General features: G+C 67.7%; 18 protein-coding genes. 8 read left to right on the top strand and 10 right to left on the bottom strand.

Annotated features, from left to right (window positions below; translation table 11 throughout):
• The first annotated feature begins 109 nt into the window (after positions 1 to 109).
• Positions 110 to 1,294 carry a pyridoxal phosphate-dependent aminotransferase gene (locus ACFQS9_RS09365; protein WP_378403824.1) on the top strand — a complete coding sequence of 395 codons (1,185 nt, stop codon included), beginning with the start codon at positions 110 to 112 and terminating at the stop codon, positions 1,292 to 1,294.
• 7 nt (positions 1,295 to 1,301) lie between these two features.
• Positions 1,302 to 2,321, top strand: a complete 1,020-nt coding sequence (locus ACFQS9_RS09360) for an AraC family transcriptional regulator (protein ID WP_378403822.1) — start codon at positions 1,302 to 1,304, stop codon at positions 2,319 to 2,321.
• Positions 2,322 to 2,325: 4 nt separating this feature from the next.
• Here the strand turns inward: ACFQS9_RS09360 and ACFQS9_RS09355 are convergent, their stop codons facing one another.
• From ACFQS9_RS09355 to ACFQS9_RS09345, 3 genes are all read right to left on the bottom strand, one after another.
• Positions 2,326 to 2,751 carry a VOC family protein gene (locus ACFQS9_RS09355; RefSeq protein ID WP_378403820.1) on the bottom strand — a complete coding sequence of 142 codons (426 nt, stop codon included), beginning with the start codon at positions 2,749 to 2,751 and terminating at the stop codon, positions 2,326 to 2,328.
• A gap of 55 nt (positions 2,752 to 2,806) precedes the next feature.
• Positions 2,807 to 3,235: a CBS domain-containing protein gene (locus tag ACFQS9_RS09350; RefSeq protein WP_378403818.1), complete on the bottom strand. Its 429-nt coding sequence runs from the start codon at positions 3,233 to 3,235 to the stop codon at positions 2,807 to 2,809.
• Between the two features lie 109 nt (positions 3,236 to 3,344).
• Complete coding sequence (locus ACFQS9_RS09345) at positions 3,345 to 3,989, bottom strand: LysE family translocator (protein WP_378403816.1); 645 nt, start codon at positions 3,987 to 3,989, stop codon at positions 3,345 to 3,347.
• Between the two features lie 118 nt (positions 3,990 to 4,107).
• On the opposite strand from ACFQS9_RS09345, the gene ACFQS9_RS09340 reads away from it, so the two are divergent.
• From ACFQS9_RS09340 to ACFQS9_RS09330, 3 genes are read left to right on the top strand one after another with little or no spacing between them, the layout of a single operon-like run.
• Positions 4,108 to 4,605, top strand: coding sequence for a GbsR/MarR family transcriptional regulator (locus tag ACFQS9_RS09340; protein ID WP_378403814.1), 498 nt, complete (start codon positions 4,108 to 4,110; stop codon positions 4,603 to 4,605).
• A 13-nt stretch (positions 4,606 to 4,618) separates the two neighbouring features.
• The gene (locus ACFQS9_RS09335; RefSeq protein WP_378403812.1) at positions 4,619 to 4,963 is read left to right on the top strand and encodes a hypothetical protein; all 345 of its coding nucleotides are present in this window, start codon (positions 4,619 to 4,621) and stop codon (positions 4,961 to 4,963) included.
• A gap of 48 nt (positions 4,964 to 5,011) precedes the next feature.
• The gene (locus ACFQS9_RS09330) at positions 5,012 to 5,668 is read left to right on the top strand and encodes an alpha-ketoglutarate-dependent dioxygenase AlkB (RefSeq protein WP_378403810.1); all 657 of its coding nucleotides are present in this window, start codon (positions 5,012 to 5,014) and stop codon (positions 5,666 to 5,668) included.
• Here ACFQS9_RS09330 and ACFQS9_RS09325 read toward each other — a convergent pair.
• The 3 genes from ACFQS9_RS09325 to ACFQS9_RS09315 form a co-directional block, all read right to left on the bottom strand.
• A complete protein-coding gene (locus tag ACFQS9_RS09325; RefSeq protein ID WP_378403808.1) occupies positions 5,634 to 6,731 on the bottom strand; it encodes a 3-deoxy-7-phosphoheptulonate synthase in 1,098 nt (365 codons plus the stop codon). The two genes, ACFQS9_RS09330 and ACFQS9_RS09325, sit on opposite strands and share 35 nt — an antisense overlap.
• A 498-nt stretch (positions 6,732 to 7,229) precedes the next feature.
• The gene (locus tag ACFQS9_RS09320) at positions 7,230 to 7,364 is read right to left on the bottom strand and encodes a hypothetical protein (protein ID WP_378403806.1); all 135 of its coding nucleotides are present in this window, start codon (positions 7,362 to 7,364) and stop codon (positions 7,230 to 7,232) included.
• Between the two features lie 185 nt (positions 7,365 to 7,549).
• Entirely contained in the window at positions 7,550 to 7,954 is a 405-nt protein-coding gene (locus ACFQS9_RS09315; protein ID WP_378403804.1) for a carboxymuconolactone decarboxylase family protein, read from the bottom strand.
• Between the two features lie 546 nt (positions 7,955 to 8,500).
• On the opposite strand from ACFQS9_RS09315, the gene ACFQS9_RS09310 reads away from it, so the two are divergent.
• A complete protein-coding gene (locus tag ACFQS9_RS09310; protein ID WP_378403802.1) occupies positions 8,501 to 9,211 on the top strand; it encodes a histidine phosphatase family protein in 711 nt (236 codons plus the stop codon).
• A 251-nt stretch (positions 9,212 to 9,462) separates the two neighbouring features.
• Here the strand turns inward: ACFQS9_RS09310 and ACFQS9_RS09305 are convergent, their stop codons facing one another.
• The gene (locus ACFQS9_RS09305) at positions 9,463 to 9,822 is read right to left on the bottom strand and encodes a cupin domain-containing protein (protein ID WP_378403800.1); all 360 of its coding nucleotides are present in this window, start codon (positions 9,820 to 9,822) and stop codon (positions 9,463 to 9,465) included.
• On the opposite strand from ACFQS9_RS09305, the gene ACFQS9_RS09300 reads away from it, so the two are divergent.
• The gene (locus ACFQS9_RS09300; RefSeq protein WP_378404152.1) at positions 9,812 to 10,081 is read left to right on the top strand and encodes a helix-turn-helix domain-containing protein; all 270 of its coding nucleotides are present in this window, start codon (positions 9,812 to 9,814) and stop codon (positions 10,079 to 10,081) included. The two genes, ACFQS9_RS09305 and ACFQS9_RS09300, sit on opposite strands and share 11 nt — an antisense overlap.
• A gap of 134 nt (positions 10,082 to 10,215) precedes the next feature.
• Here the strand turns inward: ACFQS9_RS09300 and ACFQS9_RS09295 are convergent, their stop codons facing one another.
• Positions 10,216 to 10,794 carry a dihydrofolate reductase family protein gene (locus tag ACFQS9_RS09295; protein WP_378403798.1) on the bottom strand — a complete coding sequence of 193 codons (579 nt, stop codon included), beginning with the start codon at positions 10,792 to 10,794 and terminating at the stop codon, positions 10,216 to 10,218.
• Positions 10,795 to 11,295: 501 nt separating this feature from the next.
• Between ACFQS9_RS09295 and ACFQS9_RS09290 the strand changes: the two genes are divergently transcribed.
• Positions 11,296 to 12,798 carry an endoglycoceramidase I gene (locus tag ACFQS9_RS09290; protein WP_378403796.1) on the top strand — a complete coding sequence of 501 codons (1,503 nt, stop codon included), beginning with the start codon at positions 11,296 to 11,298 and terminating at the stop codon, positions 12,796 to 12,798.
• A 167-nt stretch (positions 12,799 to 12,965) separates the two neighbouring features.
• Here ACFQS9_RS09290 and ACFQS9_RS09285 read toward each other — a convergent pair whose 3' ends face one another.
• Both ACFQS9_RS09285 and ACFQS9_RS09280 read right to left on the bottom strand, forming a co-directional pair.
• Positions 12,966 to 13,844, bottom strand: a complete 879-nt coding sequence (locus ACFQS9_RS09285; RefSeq protein ID WP_378403794.1) for a trypsin-like serine peptidase — start codon at positions 13,842 to 13,844, stop codon at positions 12,966 to 12,968.
• Between the two features lie 348 nt (positions 13,845 to 14,192).
• Complete coding sequence (locus ACFQS9_RS09280) at positions 14,193 to 14,555, bottom strand: CAP domain-containing protein (RefSeq protein WP_378403792.1); 363 nt, start codon at positions 14,553 to 14,555, stop codon at positions 14,193 to 14,195.
• Between the last annotated feature and the right edge of the window lie 19 nt (positions 14,556 to 14,574).

Below are 14,574 nucleotides of genomic sequence, written 5' to 3'. Positions count from 1 at the left end.
GACGGTAGAACGGACTCGCCGCGCAGTTCCGCGGTTTGCCGATGCTAAGCATCGGTTGTTCGTCGACCACGCGGCCGGAATCGGTCCGGACGGCGAATAGGCTGTGACAATGCCCGCAGCACGCCACTCGCAAACGGTCAGTCGCCTGCAACCGTTCAGCTCCACCATTTTCGCCGAGATGACGGCGCTGGCAGTACGGACGGGCGCGATCAATCTGGGCCAGGGGTTCCCCGACACCGACGGGCCGCGCGCGATGCTCGAGGTCGCGCGGTCCGCGATCGCCGACGGCCTCAACCAGTACCCGCCCGGACCCGGGATGCCGGTGCTGCGCGAGGCCATTGCCGCCGACCGCGCGGCCCGGTACGGGTTGCAGTACGACCCGGACACCGAGGTTCTGGTGACCGTCGGCGCCACCGAGGCGATCAGCGCCGCCCTGCTCGGGCTGGTCGAACCGGGCCAGGAGGTCGTGCTCATCGAGCCGTATTACGACTCGTACGCGGCGGCGGTCGCCCTGGCCGGAGGCGTGCGCCGGACGGTGTCCCTGATCCCGGACGGCGACGGCTACGCCCTCGATCTCGACGCGCTGCGCGCCGCGGTCGGCCCGAACACCCGGATACTGGTGCTCAACAGCCCGCACAACCCGACCGGCACGGTGTTCACCGACGCCGAACTGCGAGCGGTCGCGGAGCTCGCCACCTCGCGAGACCTGCTGGTGCTCAGCGACGAGGTGTACGAGCACCTGGTCTTCGACGGTCGCGTGCACACCCCCGTGGCGGCACTGCCCGGGATGGCGGAGCGAACGGTCACCGTGTCCAGCGCGGGCAAGTCCTTCAGCGTGACCGGCTGGAAGACCGGCTGGGTGTGCGGACCCGCCGAACTCGTCGACGCGGTCCGCTCGGCCAAGCAGTTCCTGACCTTCGTCGCGGGCGGGCCGTTCCAGCCCGCCGTCGCGCACGCCCTGACCCACGAGCAGGCATGGGTGGCCGGCCTGCGGGAGGACCTGCAGCGCAAGCGGGACGTGCTCAGCGGGGCGCTGCGCGAGGCCGGGTTCGGGGTCCGCTCGAGCGGCGGCACCTACTTCGTGTGCGCGGACATCACTCCGTTCGGCACCACCGACGGCGAGTCCTTCTGCCGCGCGCTGCCGGAGCGGATCGGCGTGGCCGCCGTCCCGGTGAGCGTCTTCGCGGACCACAAGACCCCGTGGAACCACGTGGTCCGCTTCGCCTTCTGCAAGCGAGACGAGGTGCTCGCCGAGGCCGCCGAGCGTCTCCTGGGGCTGGCACGGCGGTGGTGAGGCACCGATGAATCAGCGGACCGTACCCGCGGATTTCGTGCGCCGGGCGGCCGCCCTGGCGGCGAGCGGCGGATTCGACATGGCGATCCCCCTGGAGGCGGCGGGCATCACCCTCCCCATGCTTCGGGACGAGAAGGCGCTGCTCACCGCCAAGCAGCTGACGCTGTTCACGCAGGCGGCCTGGCAGCTGACCAGCGACGAGCTGTTCGGTCTCGGCGCGGCACCGGTGCCGCGCGGCACCTTCAAACTGGTGTGCCTGTCGCTGATCCACAGCCCCGACCTCGGGCGCGCGATCGAACGGATGGCGGACGTGATCCGGGCACTGCCGGGGCTGCCGCCGCTGCGGATCCGGACCGGCGAATCGACCACCCGGCTCCAGGTCGTGATCCCGCGGCGGGACGACACGCTGCCCGTCGCGACGGCGGAGGCCGCGGACCGGCTGCTCACCGATTTCGAACTGATCCTCCTGCATCGGTTCGCGGCCTGGCTGGTCGGCAAGCGCGTCAAGCTGATCGCGGTGGAGCTGCCCTATCCGGCCCCGGATCCGTTGCTGGCCAAGAACTATGACGTCATCTTCGGTGTCCGGGTCACCTTCGGCGCCGACATGGCCGCCCTCGAGTTCGACAACGCCGTGCTGCGCGCCCCGATCATCCAGACCGAGGAGACATTGGAGGACTACCTGCGGGAGTCACCGAATCTGCTCTTCTCCGAACGCGACTACGACAGCACCGCCTCGGCGCAGGTCCGCAAGGTCCTCGAGTCCGGGGTCAAGGGCCGCACCTCCACCGCCGACGACATCGCGGAGATGCTCTCGATCAGCGTCCCGCATCTGCGCCGGCTGCTGCGGCAGGAGGGCACCTCGCTCAATCAGCTCCGCGAGGAGGTGCTCCGAGACGCGGCCATCTCCGGGCTCGGTCGCGGCGAGTCCGTCGACGACCTGTCGGCGAGGCTGGGGTTCTCCGAGCCCAGCGCGTTCCGGCGGGCCTTCAAGCGGTGGACCGGCGAGACCCCGGGCGCATATCGCTAGCCGCTCAGCTGACGCAGAACTCGTTGCCCTCGGGGTCCGCCATGGTGATCCACCAGAACGGGCCCTGCTCCCCGCGGTGCAGGACCGTCGCGCCGCGAGCGACGAGTGCGTCCGCCACGGCCTGCTTGTCCTCGCCGACCCGCACGTCCAGGTGCAGCCGGTTCTTCACCGACTTCGACTCGGGGACAAGCTGAAAGAGCACGCGCGGGCGGTCTGGGTGGTCGGGATCACCGATCGCGGCACCAACCCTCCAGACCAGGACCCCGTCGTAGATCTCGGTGTCCTCCTCGCGGGCGTGCCCGGCCGCGACGACGCCGCGGATGAAGTCCTCGTCGCTGGGCTCGACCCGCCAGCCAAGGGTCTGCGCCCACCACTTGGCCTGGTCGTGCGGTCGCGCGGAGTCGACGGTCACCTGAAATTCGTATCCCATGTGGCGACACTACGACCGGGCACCGACAGTGTCCCCGTGTCGGGGCCGGCGCCCGTCAACCGTGTTCGATGTAGGCCTCGAGCTGGTCACGTTCACCCTGCAGCTCGCCGATCCGGCTCTTCACCACGTCGCCGATGCTGACGATGCCGACCAGCTGCCCGTCCACGACCACCGGCAGGTGCCGGATCCGGCGCTCGGTCATGGTCTCGGCGAGGCTGTCGACGCTGTCGGTCGGCAGGCAGGTGAACACCGCCGTGGTCATGATGTCCCCGACGCGGGCGTTCAGCAGCTCGGCGCCTCGCTCGTGGATGCGGCGCACCACGTCGCGCTCGGTCACGATGCCGACCACCTCGTCGTTCTCGACCACGACGAGGGCGCCCACGTTGTGCCTGGCGAGTTCGCCGATCAGCACGCTGACGGTGATCCCCGGTCCGACCGTCGCCACCGCCGGGCCCTTGTTCCGCAACACGTCCGCAATCTGCATCTGGGCACCCCGATCCATCCGCGCTCGGCTACCGCTGTGTCGATCATAGGCAGCCGGGAGGCCCGCCGACCATCAACGGACAAAGGAAACCGGGGCGCATCACCGCCGGTCAGGCGGCCGCGGGGCGGGACCGGTCGAGGGCGAGTGTCAGCGCCAACCCACCGAGCACCGATCCCATCGCGTAGCGCTGCACCCTCAGCCAGCCGGGCCTGGCCGCGAGGAGACTCGAAAGGGTGCCCGCGACAAGGACTATCGCGGCATTCACCGTCAACGCGACCACGATCTGCACGCCGCCGAGACCGAGACTCTGGGCCCAGACCCGCCCCGCCGCCGGATCGATGAACTGCGGGATCAGCGCCAGATACATGATGGCGATCTTCGGGTTGAGCAGGTTCGTGACCAGACCCATCGTGAACAGGCGGGCGGCGGAATCGACGGGCAGCCCCCGCGGCGCGAACACCGAGGCCCCACCCGGCCGGAGCGCCTGCCAGGCCAACCACCCGAGATAGCCCGCGCCCGCGAGCTTCACGGCGAGGTAGAGCTGCGGCACCGCGACGAAGACCGCCGAGATCCCCGCGGTCGCGGCCGCCAGGTAGCAGGCGAAGCCGAGCGCGACGCCGCCGAGTGAGATCAATCCCGCGCGTCTGCCCTGGGTGACGCTGCGCGAGACGAGATACATCATGTTCGGCCCGGGGGTGAGCACCATGCCGAGTGCGACCGCCGAGACCCCGAGGACTGCCGCGCCGGTGATCATGGCGATGAGGCTCGCACGGTTCTCGCACCGCTGTCGCGGGCCAGTTCAGCACCACTGGACACCCGTCTCAAATGACACATATCTGTGTCATCTCAGTCATAACCGCTACCGTCGAGGGGTGCCACACGACGCGCAGCGGACCTTCGCCGACCACGTCGGCCGCTTCTACGCACGCCAGTACGGGTTCCCGCCGATGGCGGGGCGACTGCTGGGTTACCTGTTCGTCTGCGATCCGCCGCAGCAGACGATCGACGAGCTGGGCGACGCCTTGCTGGCCAGCCGGAGCGCGGTGACCGGCGCGGTCAAGCTCTTGGAGAGCTATCGGATGGCGCGGCGGACCCGCGTCGCAGGCGAGCGGGTGGACCGGGTGAGCCTGGATCCCGTGAGTCAGCAACCCCAGAACTTCGATTCCGCCGTCCACCGCGAGCACGCGGCGCTGTTCCGCGAGGGACTGGCGCTGCTCGCCGACGCCCCACCGGACCGCCGCGCCCCGCTCGAGGAGATGGTCGCGCTGGCCGAGTTCCTCAGCGAGCGGCTCCCGGCACTACTGGACGAATGGCACACGCATCGCGACGAACTCCGCCGAACGGGAGCACTTCCCGCGCCCCACAACTGAGAGGTTGCCGATCATGACCGACAACGACCTGTCCGCGCTGCGCGATCGTGCCGAACGCGGCGACGCGATCGCCCTCGACGAACTGATCCAGCTCGCCGTCGAACGGGGCGACATGGGCGAGCTCCGACGTCTCGCCGACGGCGGAAACTCCGACGCGGTCGACGAGCTGATCCAGCTCGCCGGCGAACTCGGCGACATGGACGAGCTCCGGCGCCTGGCCGACGGTGGGAGCACCGATGCGGCCGACCAGCTCATCGAACTCGCCACCGAGCGCGACGACCTGGACGAACTGCGGCGCCTCGCCGACCTCGGCAACACCACCGCTGCCGAGCAGCTCACGGAGCTCACCGCCGAGTAGCGGCCAGAACGCTAGAACAATTGTTCGACTCGGGGTAGGGTTCCGTTCGTGGACATCGCGGTGCAGGCGTCGCTGTTCGACGACCCGACCGAGGGCGCTCGGCTCGAGCCTCTCGGCACGAGCGTGCGCAGGCGGACCCTGTCCGAGGGCGCCTGGGTCGACGTGCGCCCCGGCTGGCTGCAGGGATCCGAGCGGCTGTTCGCCGATCTCGTCGACAGGGTCCCCTGGCGGGCCGAACGCAGGCGGATGTACGACCGGGTCGTCGACGTGCCGAGGCTGGTGAGCTTCTACGCCGAGGACGCCACCCTCCCCGACCCGCTGCTCACCGAGGCCAGGGCCGCCCTCGACGCGCACTACCGACACGAGCTCGGCGAGGCCTTCGCCACCGCGGGGCTCTGCTATTACCGCGACGGCGCCGACAGCGTCGCCTGGCACGGCGACACCATCGGGCGCGGCGCCGTCGAGGACACGATGGTCGCGATCGTCTCCCTCGGCGCCGCCAGGACCCTGGCCCTACGGCCCCGTGCTGATGAGCGACACCGCCGCACCGGTGGCGGCGCCTCCCTTCGGTACTCGCTCGGCCACGGCGACCTGTTGGTCATGGGCGGGTCCTGCCAGCGGACCTGGGAGCACGCCGTCCCCAAGACCACCCGCCCCACCGGACCGCGGATCAGCGTGCAGTTCCGGACCCGCGGCGTGCGCTGACCGCGCCCGCGAGCCGGTCCAGCTGGGCGGCGGTGGTGGCCCAGTCCAGGCACGCGTCGGTGATCGACTGCCCGTAGGTGAGCTCGTCCGCGCGGCCCAGGGTCAGGTCCTGACGGCCGGCGACGAGGAAGCTCTCCAGCATGAGCCCCACGACGCCCGCCTCCCCCGCCTCGATCCGCGCGGCGACGTCGGTGACCACGTCCACCTGCTTGTTGTGATCCTTGCGGCTGTTGCCGTGGCTGGCGTCGATGACGACCCGCTCGGGCAGGCCGGCCTTGGCCAGCCGCGCCTTGGTGTCGGCGACGGTCGCGGCGTCGTAGTTCGGGCCGTCGGTGCCGCCGCGCAGGATCACGTGGCAGTCCGGGTTGCCCGCGGTGCGGATCAGCGCGGACAGCCCGTTGAGGTCCGTCCCGGGGAACACGTGGCTCGCCGCCGCCGCCCTGGTCCCGTCGACCGCCACCTGCACGTCGCCCTCGGTCGAGTTCTTGATCCCGACCGGCATGGACAGCGCGCTGCAGAGCTGGCGGTGCACCTGACTGGCGGCGGTCCTGGCACCGATCGCGCCGTAGCTGACCAGATCCGCGATGTACTGCGGGGTGATCGGGTCGAGGAACTCGCAGCCGACCGGCAGACCGAGCGACGAGATGTCCAGCAGCAGTTTGCGTCCCATCCGCAGACCGGTGTTGATGTCGAAGCTGCCGTCGAGGTGCGGGTCGTTGACCAGCCCCTTCCATCCGAGCGTCGTGCGCGGCTTCTCGAAGTACACCCGCATCACGATGTGCAGGTTGTCCCGGTGCTGCTCGGCCTTCTCCGCGAGTCGGCGCGCGTAGTCCATAGCGGCGTTCGTGTCGTGCACCGAGCACGGACCGACCACCACGATCAGGCGGTCGTCGCGGCCGTCGAGGATGTTCACGGTCGCGTCCCTGCCGCCGCGCACCGTCGCGGCGACGGCGGCGTCGACGGCGTATTCGCGCCGCAGCTCGGCCGGCGCGGCCAACGGACTGATCGAGACGGTGCGCTGGTCGTCGAGGCCGAGCACATCGGTGTCGAGAGTGAGGGTCATGGTGGTCCTGTTCGTTCAGGCCGACCCAGGAGAATGCGTGCACACCCGCGAGCCGGTCGTTAGCGGCTCGGGGTGGAGGAAGTCAGCGCGTGGTTACGCCGACCGACCCACCCGGGGCCGGCCTGCTAAACCAGAAATATGCGCGCTGCATGGCCGCCACTGTAGCAGCGCCCCGCGACCCCGGTGTGAACGGTCACCGCATTTGGCAAATTGTCAGGTAGTTGGCGCGACTGTCGCCGTAGTTGGCAATTCTTCACGTAGTTGGCACAGCACCCCGGCGCGGCGAGACTGGGCTGGGGCCGCCCAAACACTCCACGTAACTCCGCGCGGCATTTGACTGCACCCCGACAACCGTTGCAGGGCGCGACGAGGTCCCGCCGTCTTCCGGCTCAGTAGAACCGAGGGCGCGAGTACAAACAACGATGGCCCGCCTTTCGGCGGGCCATCGTTGTTTGTCGCCGTGCTGAGAACCGCACGGCCCGAGGCTCTCCCCGTAGATCAGAAAAGGGGGCGCCCGATGATCAGGCCGCCCAGCCCGACGATGAAGAACGCCGCCGTGAAGAGCGCCCCTCTGATCGGATCCCCCGCAAGCACGCCCTCATGAAGCCATTCCATGATCTCAAGCGAACCCATGTTTCCCCCTATTGTCATGCTGAACCGATATCCAATGACGATGTCGCAATCGCACGGGCCGACGTTACCGCGGTGGACCGGGGCGGAGGGCGACGCTCGGTGAACGGCGGGGAAACACGGAACAGGTCGTGGCTACGCACCCACCACAGGAGTGACGCAAAGAGTCCGGCCATCGCCGCTTTGACCTACCACTCCGTGCGCCGGTGAGCGACCACAAGAACGAAGATCGGCCAGGCGATAGCGTGTGCGGCGGGTTGGGGCTTGCCGATCAGGGCCAGGGCGATGAAGAAGTTGATCTGGCCGATCGCGATGGTGAGGGTGGCCAGCGCCTTCTCGTCGTAGTGCCGGGCCGCCTCCGCGTACAGCTCGTCGCTGACGCGCTCGTTGCCGTGCGGGGCGGGCTGGAGGACGGCTTCGATCAGGGCGAGCGCTGCTTGTTCGGCGTCGGTGAAGTAGGGGGCGTCCTGCCAGGACGACACGGCCGTGATGCGCTCCTCGGACTCCCCGGCCTTGCGGAGGAAACCGGTGTTGAGGATGGTCAGGTAGGTGTTGCCGACGATCTGCCCGGCGCGCAGGTGGACCAGGCTCATCTGGCCCGGGGGACCGACTGGTTGCCGGTGGCGCGGAACAGGGCGGCGCTGATGTCCTTCAGCTCCGGCACGAACTCGCCGGGTTGGGCATCCGCGAGATGGAGGTGGAGTTCGTGATGGTTGCTTCTCTCTTTCGGTTGGCGTCTACACAACGCCCCGTGGCCGGATCGGTGACGACCGCCGGCCGACCGAGCACGCTGACTTGCTGACCTCCAGATTCACGCGGTAGGTCTGCGAACAATTGCCAACTATCTTGACCACGATCGCGACAGCATGTCGCCACGGTAGTTGTCACACCGCTGGTCAGCGCGCCGGCGCATGGCAATTACGATGGCGATTCACACCCCCCGGGTGAGAATCGCCACCGTAGTTGGCGCGAGGGCTCCCGATGGATGGGACACCCCGGGGTCGGTTCTGGCGAATAGCTGCTTGTGTGAGATGCGACACTCCAAATTTCGATTCTTCGGCATACCTGAAGTGGTGTCCCCACGATGAAAGGCGTTCCCACCCATGCGAATCCGATCTCTTCGACTATCCATTGCGGTGATGGCGGCCGCGGTCGCGGCCACAACCGCTAGCGCCGGCGTCGCGTCCGCCGATATCGACTTCGGAAGCTCCGGGGGCAGCTCCGGCAGCAGCGACGGCGAAATGGTCATCACCCTGGTGCGCCATGCCGAGTCGGCCGGTAACACCTCCGGCCTGATCGACACCAAGGTGCCCGGACCCGACCTGACCCCACGCGGCCGGACACAGGCAGACAATCTGGCCATCCAGTTGGCCGACCAGGATTACGACTGCGCCTTCGCGTCCAACATGGTGCGTACCGAGCAGACTGCGGCACCGACCCTCGCCAAGCACGACCTGAGCCTCAACATTCAGCCCGGTTTCCGGGAGATCGAGGCAGGCCAGTACGAGGGCACCCCGGAGGCTGCGGCGCTGTCCGGGTACCTACAGGCGCCGATCAAGTGGCTCTCCGGCGACCTGAACGCACGGATTCCGGGCTCCATCGACGGCAACGAGTTCGACGGACGCGTCGATGAGGCACTGCTCAATGTGCAGCGCCGCGGCTGCGACAACCCGGTGATCTTCTCGCACGGCGGCACCATCATGTTCTGGTCCATGATGAACGCCAGCAACGCCGACAAGAGCAAGCTCGGCACCGATCCGATGCGTAACGGCGGCCACGTCACCCTCAAGGGCAGCCCGCAGAAGGGCTGGACGATTGTCGGGTGGGTCGGCCACCCGGACCTTGGCTGATTCACCCTTCCGCGCCCCGGATGTCACCGACACAATCGGTGGCACCGGGGCGCAGTTGTATCTCCGCCCAGGGTCCCCATGGCGACGTCGGCAACAGCCTTCATCGTGATGCGACTGACCTGAACGGCCCCTCGGGTATGGCCTCACCGACTGACCAGCTCAACTGCTGACCGATACAGCCGATACGACATCCGCCCTAGTTGGCGGATGGTCACTCCCAACGCCCGACGCACCCGCATTGCTCGCCGTTGTCACATCGTGGCTTCACCCAGCCAGCGGCGCTCGTAACCGAGGCGGCGGGCGAGCCGGGCCAAGCCACCCAGCAGCAGGCGCTGGAGCCCCGCGGGGATCCCGCCGAGGTAGCCGTCCTGATGGTCCCACAGCAGTGCGAGGGCGAGCGGATCGCGCGGCAGGCCACCCTTAGTCGTCTTTCCGGCGGTGTCCAGTGCCTGCCAGAGCCGGAACATTTCCCAGTGCCGCAGCGGCGGCCGGATCTCGTGATCGAACCGTGTATCCGGTGCCTCACTCCAGAATTCGTGCACCGCCCCGGCCGGAGCTGCAGCCGAATCGCCCTGACCCACCACCACTTCCGTACCATCGATATCGGCCACGCGCGTCGAGGCATGCAGCCTGTCGCGGCGATTCCGAGCCCACACCGGTACGACGCCGACGCGATGGCTGCTCGACCGCCGCCTCCACCGGTCACGGGAACTACTCGAAACGACTGCCCTCTCGATCGAGATCATCGCCAGAACAGCAGGATTCGGATCGATCGAAGCCTTCCGATACCACTTCGTCCGGCACGTCGGCACCACTCCCGCGGCATACCGGTCGGCATTCCAGCCGGATCCGCATGTGGGGTCCAGCTGAATGAGAACTGGAGTTGCGAGAGCATCTCGAAGAACAGCTTCCCGGTCGGGTCTGTTGCGTCGTGGATGTACCGATGGTGCTCAGCGACCTGGGGTTTGATGGGCCGCCGTCGAGTTCACCCGCCCCCAGGATGGTTAAGAATGCAGGGTGGGCCGGTAGATGAGCTCTTGGATGTTGTCGTCGAGCGTCCGGCTCTCGATCAGCTCGAGGTCGAAGTCGGCCGCACCCTGGAAGATCGGGTCCAGTCCAGTCTTACCGGTGATCACAGGGAAGAGCGTCACCTGGACGCGGTCGACCAGACCGGCGGCCATCAGCGCCCGGTTCATCGACAGGCTGCCGTGCGAGCGCAACGGCACATCGGACTCCTCCTTGAGCCGGGCGACGACGTCGACGGCGTCACCGCTCACGACGGTCGCGTCCGGCCAGTCGAGGGGTCCTTCCAGTGTGGACGACACCACCGTTGCCGCCAAGCTCCTCATCCGGGTGACCCAGGGATCACGCACGTCGGACCCCTCGGTGCTCGAGGCCAGCATCTGCGCGAACGCCCGATACGTGTTGGCCCCGAAGACCATCCGCTGCTCCTCGCCATACAAGGCGAGGCGGTGGTCGAGCAGCTCGGGACCTTGCTTGCCCCAATAGCCGGTCCAGTTCCCGCTGGCGGCGCCAAAGCCGTCGAGGCTGGAAAAGACGTCGAAGGTGTAGGTAGCGGTCATGGTTGTCTCCCTAAGTTTGTAGGTGCGGTTGATCGGATCTGTCGGTATAGACGGGAGCCGACCAAGAAACTCATCGCCGTCGGACCATTAATGCGGAGCGAGCACTGACACCAGGTGGGAAACCCACTGACATCTGGTGGGAAAACCCCAGCTCAACGCACTGACATCCTGGTAGGAACTCTCACCCCACTGACGCTGCGTGCCCATCGTGCCCGGAAAGACAGATTCCACGATGTCAGAGGTAGCCGTGTGCCATTCGCGGTGAACCGCACCCGAGGTGCCGGGGCAATCTCCCGCCGGGGTGCCGGTCGGTTCTCCGGTTTTATCAGGGTCCACGGAGAAGTCGTGGAACGGGACGGGGAAGGATCGCGTACGCACCCGCGCGTCCCGCCCAGTGCGCCGCGGGGTTTGGCGAAAGCACCGACGCCCCAACACTTCTCCCGCTAGAGTCTCGCGCACCCGGACGATTGTCCAGATAACTGACTCGCGAGATGGAGGAAAATGCGCACACTGAAGTCGATCGTCGTCATCGCCGCGATCGCCGGATGCGTCGTCGCCACAGCGCCCGCGATCGCCGGCGCCGACGAAGTGGCGCCTCACGCGGCCGGTCGCCTGCACGCCGAGGGGCCGAGGCTGGTCGACGAGTTCGGGCGGACCGTCTTGCTGCACGGGGTGAACAACGTTGACAAGGACGCCCCGTACATCAACCCGGGCGACGGTCTCACGGTCACCGACCGGGATGCAGACCTGCTCGCCCAACACGGGTTCAACACTGTTCGGCTCGGGACCTCGTTCGACGCACTGATGCCCGAACGCGGCCAGATCGACAACACCTATCTCGACCGACTCTCCGCCGTCGTCGACACCCTCACCGCACGCGGCATCCACGTCCTACTCGACAACCACCAAGACGGACTCTCGAAGGTATGGCGCAGCAACGGCTTCCCTCCCTGGTCCATCAAGGCGCGGCCCAGTCCCGGCGAGCCGAACCCGGGCTTCCCGCTCTACTACCTGATGCCGAGCATGAACGTCGGCTGGGACGAGGTGTGGAACAACACCCACGGCGCGCTCGACTACCTCGGCACCGCACTGGCCGCGCTCGCCGCGAAGGTGGACGGCAAGCCGGGCGTCCTGGGCATCGAGTTGATGAACGAGCCGTGGCCCGGATCGCCGTTCCTGACCTGTTTCCCGAACGGCTGCCCGGACTTCGACCGGAAATACCAGGGCGCGATGCAGAAACTCACCAACGCCATCCGAGCGGCGAGCCCGACGGTTCCGGTGTTCTGGGAACCGAACGTCACCTGGAACCAACTGATGCCCTCGAACCTCGCCAATCCGCCGAAGACGCCGGCCCTCACCGACCCGAACATCGTCTTCGCCCCGCACGACTACTGCATCCCCAGCCAGGCCGCGATCTACCTCCACCTGCCGGAGGCCCTGCGCGCCGGCTGCGACCTGCAGCAGGGAAATACCTGGCGCAACATCGACGCGATCACCGAACGCGCCAACATCCCGACCGTGGTAACCGAGTTCGGCGACGGCGATCCCACCGTGCTCTCCAATACCCTCGCCCGGGCCGATGAACGCTTCATCGGGTGGCAGTATTGGATCTACAACAGCATCTTCGGGCCGACCGGGGGCACCGACCCGTTCCTCGGCGACGTGGGCCGTCAACTGGTGCGCACCTACCCGCAGGCAACCGCGGGGAACCCGGGCAACCTTCGGTTCAACTCGACCAACGGCGACTTCCAATACTCCTACACGCCGAAGGCCTCGAGCCGACCGACCGAGATCTACGTCTCCGACCTGCACTACCCCGCGGGCTACGTCGCGGAGGTGACCGGCGGCCACACGACCTCCGCCGCAGGCGCCCGCACCGTCACCGTCGAGGCCGACGAATCCGGTCCGGTGACCGTCAAGATCCACCGCCCCGACTCCGACGGCAACGACCTGCCCGGCGCGGCCGGTTCCGCCTCTGGCTCGACCGGCAGCTCGGGTTCCTGACCGTTCGAACAAGAACGCCCCGGAGAGCCGTCGCTACGAACAGCTGTCTGATCGTCGGGGACCCCTGCAGGGGATGACTGTCCGCTATACCGCCACCGTCCGGGTCGCTGCGCTCCGCCGGGAGAAGACACATGTCGGCACCGCGGGCACGTCACCTCATTCTCGGATCAGCTGCCGAACGACAGCGCGGAGCTGCCGTCAGAGCCTGTAGAGGGCAGACCGTCTCCTGGTTTGCGGACCAGGTCCGGATACTTGTTGTAGACCCAGCTCTCAGCGTCGGTGATCAGGGCGGCGCTGACGTTCGAGATGGCTGAGCCGCCGTTGCTGTTGAGCACGGTGATGATCTGCGGTCCAGCGGATGTGCCGGTGACGTACGGCCCGCCACTGGACCCGCCACCGACCCAGCACTCGTCCTGCGTCGTGATCCGGTGCACGGCCTTCCGGCCCTTTCCTGGGAAATAGGTGTAGTCACCTACGCAGGCCGACATACGCACGAGGTCGTACGGGGCAGGCCCGGGGTAGCCGAGCAGCGTCGCCTGGACGGTTTGTGTGCTCGACAGGGCCGGGTGAACCTTCAACCCTCCACCGGTGGCTGCCGACACGACCCGCCGGGAGCCGGCGTCACCGGTGGGGCGGATCGCGAGAACGGCGACATCGGGGACGCTCCCGTCGACCGGGGCATCGGAAGTGAAAACTCGGTCGACTACCCAATCACCGTAGGGGCGCTGGCCCTCGTGCCAGCCCGGGGTGAAGGTCGCTCTGCCCGCATCGATTCGGTCTTCGGCGCCGTCGGTGCAATGCCTGGCGGTTATCGCCAGGGTGCCGCTCGGGGTGTCGAGGACCGACGCGGTGCATAGGCCATCGGTCTTGAGGCGGCCGACCTTTCTCGTGATGTCGTTGTCGGTGTATGGCGTGACGACGTGATAGCCGCCCGTCCCGTTCGTCTTCAACGATCCATCGGCGTTCTTCACCAGCCGACTGAACAGCAGAGAGCCTGTCGGATCCGGCTGAATTGCACTGTCGGCTGCCGCATGGGGCGCACCCAACGTTGTTGATATCGCGATCGCGACGGAGACCGCCGCAACGCAACGGCCTGTCCGACGAAGTCTTGTCAAAATTCCTCCTGCTTACTACGGCGTCGCCGCCGATGATGCTGTGGCGGCGACGGAAAATGCCTGGTCGATCGGCCGTGTGGGCGTCGCAAACACACACGGTTGCGCTCGTCCGGGGCGGAACAGTAGCGGTGCGGTGGCTGCAGCATCAGATAATTGCTGCTGACGCCGTCGCACTCCGGTGTCGCGACAGTGGAGATGCTCGAGACCGAACTGGTGCGCGGTCACACCGCGCCCCGCCGACCACCTTTGACGAGGCGGCGGCGGACCCGTGGCGTCGAGTCAGTAGCGGGCGAAGTTCTGGGTGGCCCAGGCCCGACCGTCCGGTCCGACGTGGTAACCCACGCCCATGTCGGTGATGTCGGGGTTCAGCATGTTCTTGTTGTGGCCAGGTGAATCGATCCACTGCTGGACGAGTTCCTCGGCGGAAGCCTGCTTCCAGTTCTGGAGGACGTTCTCCGACGCGACCTCCCAGCCCCGCGGGATCTCCTCGCTGTACGCCGGGTTGTGCGACAGGTCTCCGGCCTGCCCGAGCCGGGCACTCCAGGCCTGGGCCACCTTCGAGATGTCCGCATTCACCTTCAGCATCGGTAGGCCGTTCCGCTTGCGGTGGTCGTTGGTCAGCCTCGCGATGTCCGCCGCCATCTGATCAGTTGCCCGGACG

The sequence above is a fragment of the Rhodococcus daqingensis genome (assembly GCF_042665615.1).
GTDB classification, from domain to species: domain Bacteria; phylum Actinomycetota; class Actinomycetes; order Mycobacteriales; family Mycobacteriaceae; genus Rhodococcus_G; species Rhodococcus_G daqingensis.
This window is presented reverse-complemented; position numbering and strand designations above follow the sequence as displayed.

Bases quoted from the DNA above. Each gene is read 5' to 3' on its own strand.
- ACFQS9_RS09365 (WP_378403824.1), top strand. From the start codon at position 110: ATGCCCGCAGCACGCCACTCGCAAACGGTCAGTCGCCTGCAACCGTTC.
- ACFQS9_RS09360 (WP_378403822.1), top strand. From the start codon at position 1,302: ATGAATCAGCGGACCGTACCCGCGGATTTCGTGCGCCGGGCGGCCGCC.
- ACFQS9_RS09355 (WP_378403820.1), bottom strand. From the start codon at position 2,751: ATGGGATACGAATTTCAGGTGACCGTCGACTCCGCGCGACCGCACGAC.
- ACFQS9_RS09350 (WP_378403818.1), bottom strand. From the start codon at position 3,235: ATGCAGATTGCGGACGTGTTGCGGAACAAGGGCCCGGCGGTGGCGACG.
- ACFQS9_RS09345 (WP_378403816.1), bottom strand. From the start codon at position 3,989: ATGATCACCGGCGCGGCAGTCCTCGGGGTCTCGGCGGTCGCACTCGGC.
- ACFQS9_RS09335 (WP_378403812.1), top strand. From the start codon at position 4,619: ATGACCGACAACGACCTGTCCGCGCTGCGCGATCGTGCCGAACGCGGC.
- ACFQS9_RS09325 (WP_378403808.1), bottom strand. From the start codon at position 6,731: ATGACCCTCACTCTCGACACCGATGTGCTCGGCCTCGACGACCAGCGC.
- ACFQS9_RS09320 (WP_378403806.1), bottom strand. From the start codon at position 7,364: ATGGGTTCGCTTGAGATCATGGAATGGCTTCATGAGGGCGTGCTTGCG.
- ACFQS9_RS09315 (WP_378403804.1), bottom strand. From the start codon at position 7,954: ATGAGCCTGGTCCACCTGCGCGCCGGGCAGATCGTCGGCAACACCTAC.
- ACFQS9_RS09310 (WP_378403802.1), top strand. From the start codon at position 8,501: ATGGCGGCCGCGGTCGCGGCCACAACCGCTAGCGCCGGCGTCGCGTCC.
- ACFQS9_RS09295 (WP_378403798.1), bottom strand. From the start codon at position 10,794: ATGACCGCTACCTACACCTTCGACGTCTTTTCCAGCCTCGACGGCTTT.
- ACFQS9_RS09290 (WP_378403796.1), top strand. From the start codon at position 11,296: ATGCGCACACTGAAGTCGATCGTCGTCATCGCCGCGATCGCCGGATGC.
- ACFQS9_RS09280 (WP_378403792.1), bottom strand. From the start codon at position 14,555: ATGGCGGCGGACATCGCGAGGCTGACCAACGACCACCGCAAGCGGAAC.